The organism is Vibrio ishigakensis, from assembly GCF_024347675.1.
Classification (GTDB): Bacteria; Pseudomonadota; Gammaproteobacteria; order Enterobacterales; family Vibrionaceae; genus Vibrio; species Vibrio ishigakensis.
Genome location: NZ_AP024882.1, coordinates 108,664 through 121,722, shown reverse-complemented (window position 1 = coordinate 121,722; position 13,059 = coordinate 108,664). Strand labels below are relative to the sequence as shown.

Annotated in this window: 14 protein-coding genes; 5 read left to right on the top strand and 9 right to left on the bottom strand. The window is 47.1% G+C overall.

Annotated elements, in window-relative coordinates:
* Nucleotides 1-69 precede the first annotated feature (69 nt).
* From Pcarn_RS14385 to Pcarn_RS14375, 3 genes are all read right to left on the bottom strand, one after another.
* On the bottom strand, nucleotides 70-975 hold the full coding sequence (locus Pcarn_RS14385) for an OmpP1/FadL family transporter (RefSeq protein ID WP_261836612.1): 906 nt from the start codon (nucleotides 973-975) through the stop codon (nucleotides 70-72).
* A 6-nt stretch (nucleotides 976-981) separates the two neighbouring features.
* Entirely contained in the window at nucleotides 982-1,218 is a 237-nt protein-coding gene (locus tag Pcarn_RS14380) for a hypothetical protein (RefSeq protein ID WP_261836611.1), read from the bottom strand.
* Nucleotides 1,219-1,717: 499 nt separating this feature from the next.
* The gene (locus tag Pcarn_RS14375; protein WP_261836610.1) at nucleotides 1,718-2,353 is read right to left on the bottom strand and encodes a Crp/Fnr family transcriptional regulator; all 636 of its coding nucleotides are present in this window, start codon (nucleotides 2,351-2,353) and stop codon (nucleotides 1,718-1,720) included.
* A gap of 323 nt (nucleotides 2,354-2,676) precedes the next feature.
* Here Pcarn_RS14375 and Pcarn_RS14370 point away from each other — a divergent pair, with 323 nt between their 5' ends.
* The 3 genes from Pcarn_RS14370 (at nucleotide 2,677) to Pcarn_RS14360 (ending at nucleotide 4,139) form a co-directional block, all read left to right on the top strand.
* On the top strand, nucleotides 2,677-2,970 hold the full coding sequence (locus Pcarn_RS14370) for a hypothetical protein (protein WP_261836609.1): 294 nt from the start codon (nucleotides 2,677-2,679) through the stop codon (nucleotides 2,968-2,970).
* Nucleotides 2,970-3,260: a hypothetical protein gene (locus Pcarn_RS14365; protein WP_261836608.1), complete on the top strand. Its 291-nt coding sequence runs from the start codon at nucleotides 2,970-2,972 to the stop codon at nucleotides 3,258-3,260. Before Pcarn_RS14370 ends, Pcarn_RS14365 begins: the two co-directional genes overlap by 1 nt.
* A 180-nt stretch (nucleotides 3,261-3,440) precedes the next feature.
* Nucleotides 3,441-4,139, top strand: a complete 699-nt coding sequence (locus Pcarn_RS14360) for an IclR family transcriptional regulator (RefSeq protein ID WP_261836607.1) — start codon at nucleotides 3,441-3,443, stop codon at nucleotides 4,137-4,139.
* A 1-nt stretch (nucleotide 4,140) separates the two neighbouring features.
* Here the strand turns inward: Pcarn_RS14360 and Pcarn_RS14355 are convergent, their stop codons facing one another.
* The 3 genes from Pcarn_RS14355 to Pcarn_RS14345 all read right to left on the bottom strand — a co-directional run bounded on the left by Pcarn_RS14355 (nucleotide 4,141) and on the right by Pcarn_RS14345 (nucleotide 6,033).
* The gene (locus tag Pcarn_RS14355; protein WP_390904518.1) at nucleotides 4,141-4,716 is read right to left on the bottom strand and encodes a CIA30 family protein; all 576 of its coding nucleotides are present in this window, start codon (nucleotides 4,714-4,716) and stop codon (nucleotides 4,141-4,143) included.
* 17 nt (nucleotides 4,717-4,733) lie between these two features.
* Nucleotides 4,734-5,000 carry a DUF3081 domain-containing protein gene (locus Pcarn_RS14350; RefSeq protein WP_261836605.1) on the bottom strand — a complete coding sequence of 89 codons (267 nt, stop codon included), beginning with the start codon at nucleotides 4,998-5,000 and terminating at the stop codon, nucleotides 4,734-4,736.
* A gap of 88 nt (nucleotides 5,001-5,088) precedes the next feature.
* Nucleotides 5,089-6,033 carry an SDR family oxidoreductase gene (locus tag Pcarn_RS14345; RefSeq protein WP_261836604.1) on the bottom strand — a complete coding sequence of 315 codons (945 nt, stop codon included), beginning with the start codon at nucleotides 6,031-6,033 and terminating at the stop codon, nucleotides 5,089-5,091.
* Nucleotides 6,034-6,212: 179 nt separating this feature from the next.
* On the opposite strand from Pcarn_RS14345, the gene Pcarn_RS14340 reads away from it, so the two are divergent.
* Together Pcarn_RS14340 and Pcarn_RS14335 are read left to right on the top strand one after the other, a co-directional pair.
* Nucleotides 6,213-7,106 carry an AraC family transcriptional regulator gene (locus tag Pcarn_RS14340; protein ID WP_261836603.1) on the top strand — a complete coding sequence of 298 codons (894 nt, stop codon included), beginning with the start codon at nucleotides 6,213-6,215 and terminating at the stop codon, nucleotides 7,104-7,106.
* 103 nt (nucleotides 7,107-7,209) lie between these two features.
* Nucleotides 7,210-7,893: a fibrobacter succinogenes major paralogous domain-containing protein gene (locus tag Pcarn_RS14335; RefSeq protein WP_261836602.1), complete on the top strand. Its 684-nt coding sequence runs from the start codon at nucleotides 7,210-7,212 to the stop codon at nucleotides 7,891-7,893.
* A 56-nt stretch (nucleotides 7,894-7,949) separates the two neighbouring features.
* Here the strand turns inward: Pcarn_RS14335 and Pcarn_RS14330 are convergent, their stop codons facing one another.
* The 3 genes from Pcarn_RS14330 to dsrO are packed head-to-tail and all read right to left on the bottom strand — an operon-like array spanning nucleotide 7,950 to nucleotide 12,903.
* A complete protein-coding gene (locus Pcarn_RS14330; RefSeq protein ID WP_261836601.1) occupies nucleotides 7,950-11,042 on the bottom strand; it encodes a tetrathionate reductase subunit A in 3,093 nt (1,030 codons plus the stop codon).
* A gap of 17 nt (nucleotides 11,043-11,059) precedes the next feature.
* Complete coding sequence (gene nrfD / locus Pcarn_RS14325) at nucleotides 11,060-12,139, bottom strand: NrfD/PsrC family molybdoenzyme membrane anchor subunit (protein ID WP_261836600.1); 1,080 nt, start codon at nucleotides 12,137-12,139, stop codon at nucleotides 11,060-11,062.
* Complete coding sequence (gene dsrO / locus Pcarn_RS14320) at nucleotides 12,136-12,903, bottom strand: sulfate reduction electron transfer complex DsrMKJOP subunit DsrO (protein WP_261836599.1); 768 nt, start codon at nucleotides 12,901-12,903, stop codon at nucleotides 12,136-12,138. The genes nrfD and dsrO overlap by 4 nt, the downstream gene beginning before the upstream one ends.
* Nucleotides 12,904-13,059 lie beyond the last annotated feature (156 nt).

The window sequence follows — 13,059 nt, the reverse complement described above, 5'->3', positions numbered from 1 at the left end:
TAATTTGATACATTTGCTTAACGCAGTTAATCAAAAAAAGACCTACTCAAACGAGTAGGTCTTTTTGCATTAGTAAGCGTAACTTAGGCTGAGCACATGGATTCGCTGCTCATCCATTCGACCATCAAAATACGGGATATCGCCAATACTGTAGGTCACATCATGAGTACCTAGGTTACGATACTCGTAGGCTAGGCCGATGCGATGACCATTACTGCGTGCCTTTTCAGCGCCTAATCCAAACGACCAGTTTTCAGCAATTGCTAGCTCTGGAACCATGTTATCGGTATCAAACATGGCTGAGTCGTAGCGCAAGCCTGCCTGATAGATCCAGCCATTGTGCTGATACTCAGCCGCACCGCCTAGGGTGTAGATATCGTTAGCATCCAGCACATCAGAAAAATCAGACCAGAATTCAACGCCCGTCATGGCTTTAAGGGTGACCTTTTCTGTTAGCTTGTGCGAGATACCAAGGTCTAGGCGAGAAGGCCAGTTTACACCGACGTCCACAGAAGCTTTTCCGCCATTTGAGAGGTCTAAATCCACGGCTTTATCGCTGTGATCAACCTTGTGCTTATAGTTGACGCCAATATAAGTGCGCTCATTTAGGTCATACATACCAGAAAGGATAAAGCTAACAGCGGTATTCCCTTCGTCACCACTGCCACTGACCATATTACCAAAAGATAAATCAACCGAGGTCATAAGGTGTTGAACCACTAGCGCGCCACCAACGGAGAGAGAAGGAGAGGCTTGATAGGCCGCCGCAAAGTGAACGTTCAGCGCTTCTTGAGATTCTTCATCTATGATGCCGATACCTGAACGACCATTTTTATAGTCCATGCCCAAACCGCCATCACCATGAAGTGATGTTGCAATCACCCAGTCTTGGTTCAGTCTGTGGGCGTAAGCAAGGCTTGGCACCGGAGATTGGTTCTTACCCGATGTGCCCACTGGATTATCCAGCGCATTCACGCCATTTTACTCAGAGTAAGCGTCTAGATATTGCAGACCCACAGAAAAACTACAGTCACCGATAGCAGTAAGGCCAGCCGGGCTGGTGATAGCCGCACTGGCATCAGTGCGATTGGTTGGGTTGGAAACACCTGCAGATGAGACGCTATCAAAGGTAGCAATTTCGTGAAGCAGGATACCGCCGGCAAATACGTTTGCTGAGAAGGCACCGGTAAGTGCTAGAGTTAACAGTTTTTTGTTCATAACAAGACCGAAAGTAGGAAAACCGCTCGATCTTAACCAAGCTAGAAAAGCGTTTTTGCACTCTAAGTGCGAGTGTGATTTGGTGGAGATAAGATAAAAAAAGGGCCAGTGGGTTGCACTGGCCTAAGGGTTTTCAGTCGAATTCGATAAACGAACCGACACGTATTTTCCCCCACCGTGAGGAGGTCAATAACTTTTACCTGATACCTGTCGCTGATGTTATTTACAAAATTAGCAAACCATAGGCGACAAAAATCCATACGGGGTGTTGCTTGTTACTACATGGATTACCTTGCAAAGTGCACAGGATATAAGGGCGCACTCTACGTGTTAGGTTTCGCGATTAGATTACCTAAATTATTCAAAGCAAAAGTTGCACCTTGCAACTTTCGAGCAGGTATTTTATCGATACAAACTTCGTTATTTTCGAAGTGTATGGTTGACAGGCGTACACGAAGCAGAATGAAAGGTTATTTGGGGCTTAAGTTGGGTGAGGCTCTTAATCTAGCAAGCCGGCTTGATGCAGAGTGATAGTCCCATAGCCGGTGCTGAGGACATTGTTTTGCTCAAGGCGTTTGATTTCTCGATACACCTTGAACTTGCTTTCCCCGAGGTAACTAGCGAGCTTATCTGTTGTGATGTTTATTGTATGTTGTTTGTCTTTAAGGGTGTTGAGCCTTCGCAGGATGCGCTCTTCTAAGGGGAGTAACATGGCAGAGGTAAATAAGACCTCCGACCTTCGATATAGCTGAACCACGCAATAGGCGGCCAGTTGCGTGGCTTCAGCCTTAAGAGCAGGGTGTTTTCGCAACACAGAAAAAGGAAGCGTTAATAGAGTGCAATCATTTATTGAAAGCGCTTCGGCAGGAGAGGTGCCGTTATCGAGATAGCAAGCCGCATTAAATACCCAGCCAGTCTGAAGCTGTTCCGCAATATAGCTGTTACCGTCCGCCGAGGTAATGTGTGCCTCAGCAACCCCCTCTATCAATATCCCCATATAGTCAGGTTTTTCGAACTGCCCAACTATGGTCTGTCCATGGCTATAGCGCACTCGTTTACCGTGATTTTGAAAGGCATTAAACAGTTCAGAGTAGAGGGTTTTGGAAAGTTGATGCGGCAGTGGGCTAATTGACACTTTAGTGTGTTTCCTAATTCGATTAATTCTATATTATGAAATCAATTGCTTTATTGTTGTGTCACATTGTAAGAATTTATTTAGAATAAATATGAAATAGAGAGCGCATTAATTGCCATATATAATCATTAATTCCTTATTCTAATTAAGGTTATATTTTCCAAATCTATACCCATAAATCACATCAATGAGTTACATATTAAACTGATAAGTCCTCATAATTAAGATGAAAATTTGTCACCAAAATCACAAAATTTCTTTGATCTGAAATATAAATTTTCAAAATTGTAAGTATAATGGAGCTCCCCACAAAGAGGCTTAGAATGAAAACTATTAACCGTAAAACGTTAGTAGAAGGGAAGCTACAAAACATACTAAAACATAACCCGGACCTAAGATTCCAGGTAGACGAGTTGGGCTCAGGGCGAGTGCAAGTCGTCATTTCGGAAGGTTGGTGTGCTAAGAGTGTGCCACTGATTCTTTCGCGTGTAGACGTCATTTATTTATTGCTAGAAGACACTAAAGTCATCAATCACATTGTCGATTTTTGCCTACATTTCGAGGCTCAGATCGAAGAAGGTGACTGGCCACTAGTTGCAGCAGGAGGCTTAGCCTGATGCCTATCGGTCGTGAACGATTAGTTAAAACTGCCCTAGAAAACATGTTTGATTTTACCCTAGACCTAGCGTTTAAGGTAAGAGATCTGGGAGCAGGTAAGGTAGAGATCATCATCAAGCAAGGGCAGTTTGCGTGTAGCAAGCCCTACGTGATGGATAGGGAAGAGGTTCGCTCTTTTCTGTATGCCGAAGAGAGCACACGTAAAAACGTGTACGAGTTTGGCATTGAGTTTACCAAGACATCTCATCTACAGCAGAGCAAGCAAAGTCATCAACTAGAACTAGCTTGATCCTCTGAAATACAAAAAGGGCGTTCTTTATAGAGCGCCCTTTTTTTTGCTTATCCCAACTGACGATTTATTCTGATAAGCGCACTAAGTTTAATAACAGATTAAATAGGATGACATCACTGTTATTGAGCACTTATATTTCATACTGTCATCAATAGTTTGTGCTACTAGAGAAATTCATTGGCTAAAGAACCGAAACGCATCCAGTCTATCGAACGAGGATTCTCTATTTTAGAGGTGCTATCCCTCGCTGAAAAACCTATGTCTCTGCAGGCGATCAGCGATGCGGTTGAGATCAGTAAAACTACGGTGCATGGTATTCTGGCTACTCTATCTGCGCTTGGCTATGTCTCTCGAGTAGAGCAAGGTTACGCTCTTGGGCTCAGGCTAAGAGAGTTGTCTAAACCGCTCGAGCAAAACGATGAAAGCATACGCCTTCACTTTAGCGCTCTGCTTAAACAGATGGCGCAGCTTACCGACAATACCGCATATCTAGCGGTGCAAAGTGGCGCACAAGAATATCTGTATATCGACGCCATTGAGAGAGATAACCCACTAACGATCCGCAGCCCTCGAGGTAATCGAGAGCGCTTGGCGACCTCCGCGATAGGTAAGGTATTTCTGGCCTTTGATGATGGACTGCGCCGTGCGTTGCGCCTGAGAGACGAGCTTTCTGCTCCCCTTGAACAAGAGTTGAACCAAGTATTCGAACAGGGATATGCATTGGATCTAGAAGAGGCAGAACCTAACCTGAATTGCCTTGCCATACCGCTCTATCTGGATGGAAGGCTAGTGGCTGTGGCAGGAGTGAGCGGTAATTCTGAGGAGCTGAACAAGAAGCGCTTGATACACTTCGCTGGTGTGTTTCAAAAGAGATGATTTAGGATTGGAACTCAATCTTGATGAGCTTTAACTCGAAGCTTCCAGCTCGCTTGTCTGCTATCAACACCCCAAGTTGTTTTACATCTTTGGCTATAAGAGTGGGAGCATTGTAAACGGGTCTTCCCCTGAAGGTCGCCTTGAAGTCCTCAAGCTTGAATGTCTTTGTCTGCTGCTTACCTTTCTCGGTAGTGAACTCATGCTTATAGGTAACTCGGTTGCCATTGTTCCAGCTAGCAAAGCGCATTTGATAGGTGCGACCGTCGCCGATGAAGGTTAACTCTACTTCGGCCATCTCTGGCGCTATTTCTATAGAACGATTAGCCGAACTAAAGCCACCATTGTTTTCTAGTGATAGCTCTCCAGAGAAAAGGCTAGTCTCGCCGTCATAGCGAACGCCGCCTTGTGATATCCCGCCCATGACGTTGTCATTGGTTGAGCGCCATAGTTGGTATTCGTTTGGCTTGGTGAGATCAATCATAGAGGTATCCGAGGCGTGGGCAGTTAAAGAGAGTGTGAGAGAACAAGCCAGTAAAAAACAGAGAGAAATAAGCGTATATAAAGGATAAGGGAGCATTGGCATGATGAACTCCTCTATTGCAGCGGTTTACTTGCAGTAAGCGCAAGGCATTGCTGAATGAATTCGTTGTAGTGAGAGGTATCACGATATTCGATCTTCAGCGCACCATGGAACATTAAAGTGACGGTAACGTCCTTGTATCCAATCCAACAGGTGTAGCCATCATAGTCATGCCATGCGTTTATCATGCCTAGCTGATAGCGATCCTCGGTTCTCTCGCCGTTAGAGCGCACGCAATCAAATACCTTGAGAAACTCTTTTACTGTAAGTCTACTGTCCATGTATCGCTCCTAAGCTTTAATCCTTATAAGCGTTAGTTACGATTGTCGGTTAGTGCAAGATCACCGCTTTATCTCGGGCGAATGTCGTTTATAAAGCCCAGTTTAGTGAGGTTTTCTCAAGGGACACTTGCCACAGTTTAGCCGCCATATCTTTGTCTAGGGCAACCGCATCCAACTTATTTTCTCCTACAGGACCAACGGTATTGGCTCGCTTGGTTGGACCATATAGCTTGGCTGTTGCGAGTCCTGATTCGGTGGCGCACATTACCTCTGGCCAAGCGCCTCGCTCCGCTGACTGAGCAACAATACGAGACATTACCGACCAAACAATCTTGTTGAAGGAGCTGGCAGTATCCATCAATAGGTTAGTGCGTGAAGCGCCAGGGTGACATACATGTACCTCAACGTTTTTGCCTGACTGCTCGATACGGCGCTGTAGTTCATAGCCAAACATCATCTGAGCGAGCTTACTCTGAGCGTATGAATCCCACGCCGTGTAATTATCATCGAAGTTTAGGTCTTCAAATTTGATGCGCTTTAACCCCATCTTATAGGCATTGCTGCCTACCATCACAATACGGCCTTTAGACTCTTCGATACGGTCAAAAAGCAAACCACATAGCAGGAAATGACCAAGATGATTCACGCCTAGCTGGCTTTCAAAGCCATCAACAGTGATCTCTTGTTTGGCTACCTGAGCAATCGCGCCGTTACAGATAAGTGCATCTATGCGTGCAGTGGATTCAAGGACCTCTTCAGCCGCTCTGCGCACAGAGTCTTGCTCGGCTAGGTCAATCTGTACCAAGCTCACGTCTATCTGGGTGCCAAGTAACTGCTTTAATTGAGCTATAGCCGCGTCAGACTTGCTTGGGTTACGGTTTAGCATGACCACCTTGGCACCTTTGGAAAGCAGGATGCGAGAGGCCTCAAATCCAGCGCCGCTGTTAGCGCCAGTGATCAGATATGTTTTACCAGTAAGAGAGCCAATACGTTCTGGAGTCCAACCTTTTTTACCAAAATGCAATGTGGTCATAATCGTTACCTATGTCGTTTAATTGAGCGCTTTGATAGCGATATAAAGTGATTTACATTCAGCTATCGGCGGTAGTATCTTTGTGTGGAAGTTACTATAACTCTCAGGTTGATACTAAAATAGGCATATTAATGTCTAAAACTTGCCTATTTGTATCTTTGGTGTGATTGGTGGATATAATGCTCAAGCAAAAAATAAAAGCGCTGGTAGAAAGGCGTCTCTCAGAAGATGGTATGTTTGAAACCGGAATTAAGGGGGTTAGCCTATTTAGGGTGACCGACTCCATTCCCTGTGCACCTGCAGTCTATGACCCTACTGTTATCGTTATTTTGAGCGGCAAGAAGGAAGCTATCTTAGAGGGTGACCGCTACGTGTATGACAATAGTCAGTACATGTGTTGCACGGTCTCACTGCCAGTAGAGGCGGGTACGCCAGATGCCTCACCCGAAGATCCTTTGCTAGGTGTTTATATCTCACTCGATACCAAGGTGATGACCGAGCTTGCCATAGAGATGGAGAGCGCAGCAGGAGCAATCAAGCTACCGAAAAGCAGTGAACAGCCCCCGGGTTTGTCGCTGGTTAATTGGGATGACAACTTTGCCGATGCCTTGCTTAGATTGCTTCAGCTTGGTGATGATAAGACGGATATAGCAGTGCTTGGTGAGAGTCGCTTGCGTGAGCTTTACTATGCGGTGTTGAAAGGGGATGCAGGTATATCGGCGCGCAGAGCATTTGGCATTGGCAACGAGATCGCCCGCTCGATCGAATACCTATCTTTGAACCTAGGTAAGAACGTCACCATAGACGAACTGGCTTCTTTGGTGGGGATGAGCCGGGCTGTTTTCCATCGTAAATTCAAACAAGCTACTCGGATGTCACCCATACAGTTTATGAAATCAATGCGCCTGAATAACGCTGCAATGAAGATAGCGGCTGGCATGAATGTCAGTGAAGCGGCGATGGCGGTGGGGTATGTCAGTTCATCACAGTTTAGCCGCGAGTTTAAGCGAATGTATGGCCAATCACCTAAGCAGTGGAGCCAGTCCAAAGCGCTACTCGAAAACATAGCCTAACTCAGGTTGATACGAATAGGCATGTTTTAAAGAGTATATCGCCTAGTTTGTAGTCGGTGTGAGAGATAAAGTAGCTGCATATGTTCAGCCGAGGCTAACCGTTGTGAAAAAGCTTATCTCATCTCTAGGAGTCAGTATGGTGCTTGCTACTACCTCTTTTGCTAATGACATCAATCAACAAGATACAGTTAAAGATAGGGAAGGGAATACCTACCGCACTGTGAAAATTGGTGAGCAGATCTGGATGGCTGAAAACCTCAGAAGTACCCAGTTTCAAGATGGCTCACAATTAAACTCTGCCGCAATTCCGAAGGATGATGAAGCGAACTTACTGAAATATGGTTGCCTTTATGACTGGCATGATGTGAATGATGATAGAAACATCTGTTCCGAGGGCTTTCGCGTAGCAACCGATGAAGACTGGAAAACCCTAGAACGAGCCCTAGGTATGTCTGAAACAGAAGTGAACTCAGATGGTTGGCGCGGTGGCGAACAAGACCTTGGTGTACAACTTAAAGAGGAGCAAGCAGATGGTCTGTTTAAGAATTTCGATCGTGCTGATGTAAACAAACACGGCTTTGCCGCACGTCCCGCAGGAGTGAAATGGAAAGGGTGGTACATCACCCAAGGGGCATACACCGAGTTTTGGACAGCCAGCAATGCTAGTGAAAAAGAGGCGTATATTCGTACCCTAGCGTACTCTTGGTGGAATCCACACAAAGGTGAGATCAGACGCACAACCAGTACTAAGGATTACATGTTCTCGGTGAGATGTGTGAAGATCTAGCCCCTACAGAAATCACAATGCCCCGCTTGATAAAGCGGGGCATTTTAATGAGCCAGTTAGACTTTGCGGATCTTCGCAGGAAGTGACTGGCGAGCAGCAGCTCCCACCACCCAGTCAAGCATCACGCCTTTGCCCTCGCGGGTTGGGTCAATCAAACCCACATCGTTGATGTTAACCCCGTCTTGGCTATGAGATTTCACCGGCTGTTGCTTGTCACCAATCCAGTGGGAACGCTCACCAAGCTCGGTATGACCGAAGCCGTGCTCAAATCCGAGGCTACCTTGACGGATGCCAGATACCACCATAGCTAATGCCTTGGTGCTGGCACTAGGGGTCTCAATGATAAACTCATCACCGGTCTCAATGCCTGCTCGTTTCGCATCTTCTGGGTGTATATAAACAGGGTTCACGCCCTTAATCGAATTCAAACGAGGTGACAGATTCGACACAGCACTATGAATGTTCGATTTGAAATTGGTAAGACTAAATGGCCACTCACTCGTTGGATACATGCTCTCAAGCGGTGTACCGTCCATCAGCTTTTGTGGATACCAAGTAGGGCAACCGCTATACAACTCACCCGTCATGGTGTTTCGTGAGCTGCCTACTTTCTCGTTCCAGATGGCCACAGGTCGAGTCCATTTATACTTCATTTGCTCGCTTTTATAGGTCTCGGTTGCATCCTCGAAACGACCACCACGAGCCAAGATGTAGGCCACGCGCTTCATTTCTTCATGGGATAGCGCTTTTTGCATGCTAGGCAGCAAACGTTCAAGTCCAGACCAAGCTATATCTTCTGCGGTGACCTCTGGCACGCCACCCTTTACATAGGCCAAGTTAGCCGCCGAGCGTAGGTAATAGTCTTCAGCACTGTGAATTGCGTGCCAACTGCCGTCTGCACCTTTGATAGCCTTGTCGCCAAATCCGCCCAGCTTCATCTCCTTAGCCAGATCGATAAGGAAGTTCTCGAGACAGATATTACGGCCATCGGCAGTCTTATCTGTGCGCGCTTCAACGATAGGCCAACGAGCGGTGATGGTTTTCACTGGCACATCGTGCCAAGGCATCGCCATGCCCCAACTCTCATAGGTCACGGTATCTGGCACTATGTAGTCTGAGAGTTTCGTCGTTTCGTTGATAAACGCATCCACAGAGACTATCAAGCCAAGCTGTTTCGGGTCTTTAAGCTTGTCTTCAAGCAGTGTTTTTAAGCCTGGAATACCGTAGAGCGGGTTAGCTATGTGGTTTATCCACGCTTTCACACGATACGGGTAGCCATCAACAGCAGCCGACAGGTGTTCGGTTAACAACGGTGCTGAGATAGGGTACCAAGGTGCGCGAGTTGGATATGGAGATTCACCGGCAGCAACGCGTCGCTTGTATTCGCTGGTTTTCTGATAAGGGAACTTGCTACGTGATAGGAATACGCCCTTTGGTGCTACCTTGCCATCAAACTTGGTAAAGTCGTAGCGAGGGCCGTTTGCTGAAGTAGGGTAACCACCGGCTTTGGCCATGGCGCCACCTTTCATGTTGATGTTACCCACAAGGGCGTTGAGCATCATGATGGTAAAGCTATTGTAGAAACCATTGGTGTGCATGTTACCGCCATGGGTATCTACTACGGCTTTGGTTCCGTAACTGGTAAAGCGCTTGGCAAGGACCGTCATGTCGTCTACCGAAACGTCACATTGCTTGCTATAGAAGTCGAGATCATACTTGAAGGCCTCTTCTTTTAAGCGTTGAAGTGAGGATTTCACTCGAACAAGGCCTGATGCTAGCTCAACCTCACGGTCCACAAATAGCTCAGCTTCCTCTGCTTGAGTGTTCACACCTAACTCACCAGTACTGGCACTTACGATGACATATGGGTCGGTTTCAGATAATGGCTCTCCCTCAAATGCCAATCCAGCTTCCGATGCACGCAAGAACTTACCGTGTCTTGGGTGCGAATCGTCACTGATAACCAAGTGTGTGGCATTACACCAGTGTGCGGTTCCAGCACGTTCCATCGCCTTAGGTCCAGGTTGCGCCAAGAAGGTTTTGTTGTAGCGCTCGTTATCGATGATCCATTGGATCATGCCAAGCACAAGTGCGGAATCGGTACCAGGTTTGATTGGTAGCCAGTTGTTTCTGTCACCGGCAGCCAAGCTAGACGAACCAGCAGGTAGGCTAGGGGTGACAATGGTGTACTCCAGCTTGCCTTCAGTGCGTGCTTTTGCCAATTGACGTGCTTGGCGCTTAAATGGGTTGCCCGCTTGCGCCGGTGACATACCGATAAAGATAACAAATTCAGCGTTATCAAAATCTGGTTTAAGGTGAGCAAACTTATCGAGGTCATTCATAAATGCGCCGCTACCAGCGCGGAACGCATAACCACAATAAGAGCCGTGGTGACCGAAGTTACGAGTACCGAAGCTATTGAAAGCAAAGCGCTTAAAGATATCATCACGGCCTTCGTTGCTACCGTTGGTCATCAATAGCTGGTTTGCTTTTGGTCCGTACTCAGGGTTTTTTGGATCAACAGGCGTGGTTAGATCGCGAATTTCAGCTAAACCCTCAACATGCCCCTCACCAAACAGGTCACCGCCATATACCACTTCTTTGATCAGCTGTTCGTAGCTGATAGGTTCCCATCTACCTTCACCGCGCTTGCCTACTCGCTTAAGTGGCTGAGTGATGCGATAAGGGCTGTTTCGGATCTCTAGCATGCCGTTGCCACGAGCACATGCGGTGGAACGTCCTTCAAGACCTGCTTCACCAGTCAGCCCAAGATAGGCGTCTTTCACTGGAGTGTTGTAGGGAATGTGCGATTGATGAGACAGCGGGTGATATGGGTTACCTGATACACGCAGTATTTCATCGTTTCGGTTGTCTACTCGTACTCTAAGCCCGCATAGGGTCCAACATCCGAAGCACATAGAAGGAGCAACCCTTTGATTTGGGTTTGGGATAAGGTTGTCACTCTTGTTGACCTTATACTCAGGCTCTAATGAATTGCCGTGATGGATGCTTTTGGTTTTCTCACCCGCAGTGCCATCTACGGCACCTTGGAGCATATGTTTGGTTGTTGAAGCATAACCAGCAGCAAAGGCACCTACACCACCTACTGCTAAGCCAGATTTCAAAAACTGACGACGTTTGTTATCCATAATGAAATCCTCTGAAATTAGTGTTTTGATGTAAGTTGTTTGTCTTGTACTAGCTCTGAACCAAGCAGAGCGAGTGCTATCCACAGACCAAACATGCCTACAATACCGAGCAGTCCACTGCCACCTAGAGGCAGTTCATAGGGGTAAGGGCCGACATCAAATTTTGGAATGGTTTGCACATCTATCATGGTGACCCAGCGCACTGCCCAGCAGGTTACTAGTGTGAAGACAGATAACAGTATCAAGCCAATGCGATTGGTTTTTTGCTTGTTGAATACCGCATAGGTGATAGCGAAGCAGGCAACAAACAGCGCGCACAGTAACGAGATGCTAAATACCCAATGACTGCCTTCAGAGATAGGGATGGAGGCATGACCTGAAGCCCAAATAACAAGAACTAATAATGCCAATACTGAAGTGATGGAGACTGCTCGTTTAAGTAGCTTTCGATCACCATTGGTGAGCTTGGTATCTGAAGGGATAAGTGTACAAAGAAGCAGAGCGAAGCCAGTCGCACCAAAGAATGCGGTAACAAACCAGATCACAGGAGATGCGGGTTGGTGCCAAAGGGGGCGTGCTTGAACCACTGCGATCTCTGCGCCGGTATAGAGCGCAATAGAAAGACCCGACAGTACCGCTAGGCTGGCAGAAACCAAGATAAGGGATCGGCTGGTTTTCCAATTACCTAGCGAGAGTTTCGACAGTAATTGAAACACCTTACTTTGTTGCTCACCCAGTTTTACCAAGTCTGTTCGCAAATAAAGCCAAGCCGTTGCAATTGTGGTTGCTGAGAACAGGGGTAGGAACAGTGAACCCAGCGACATCCAAGACCATGGGGTAAGGTGCGCGTAGAAGTGCCACGCTCTTCCAGGCTGGTGGAGGTCGCCTGTAAGTGCCAGTGGGCCCACGATAGCGCCAATCGCCATGGTGAGTACCAAGGCAGAGCGGAGTCTATGGCTGGTATGGTTCGAGAATACGAGGGCTATCAGAAATAGGATCGCAGCGGCATAGGCTGAGCCTATATAGAAAAAATATTGAACGGCCCATGGAAGCCAAGCAACGGCTTGCGGCGGCACCAGTACTTCAGTAATGATCATGCTTTGTCTCCTTCAGGGTCGTAGATAGCAGACTTGCCTTCGATATGAGAGGTGAATCTCTGGTCCATGCCGATGTAGAACACGTGTGGCTTGGTGCCTTCCTCAGGTTTTAGTACCTTGATGTCTTTTTTGTGCTCTGTCATGAGTCGGCGGATCTTGCTATTTGGGTCATTAAGATCGCCAATTACGCGAGCACCACCAACACAGGTTTCAACGCAAGCGGGTAGCAAACCATCCTCAAGGCGGTGGGCGCAGAAGGTGCATTTGTCGGCAGTCAGGGTGGATTCGTTGATAAAGCGTGCATCGTAAGGACAAGCTTGAACACAGTAGGCGCAGGCTACGCAGCGGCTGTTATCTACCATTACAATCCCATCTTCTCGCTGGAAGGTGGCTTGAACTGGGCAAACAGCAACACAAGGCGGGTTCTCACAGTGGTTACAGAGCCTAGGTAGCATGAAGGATTTTACTTCTTCGGTCGCCGTCGTTCCGTCGCTGAGCCTCACCTCGTACTGCTTAACCGTGGTACGAAATTGACCGATTGGGGCTTGGTTCTCAATGCTACACGCAACGGTACAGGCCTGACAGCCCACGCATTTGCGAAGGTCAACAACCATGGCGTAGCGTTTACCCACTTGACCTTTTCGGTCGGGCTCATTGTTGTTTCGAATAATGGGTGCTGCTGTTGCAGTTCCTATGCCTGCAACAGGGATCAGCGCAGCGCCAGCGGTAATCGCGCTGAGAAATCGACGTTTGGTAGAATCCATAACGAACCTGCTAAGATTGTTTAATGCTTGAATCTATTGTCGAAAAAGGCGCCTGCAGTCGGTATTGTGGATTTCCACATACTCGAATCTAGATTGATCTAGAACAAAAAAGGAATGGTTCATCAGGATGATATTTGAATGAGTAAACAAGGAATC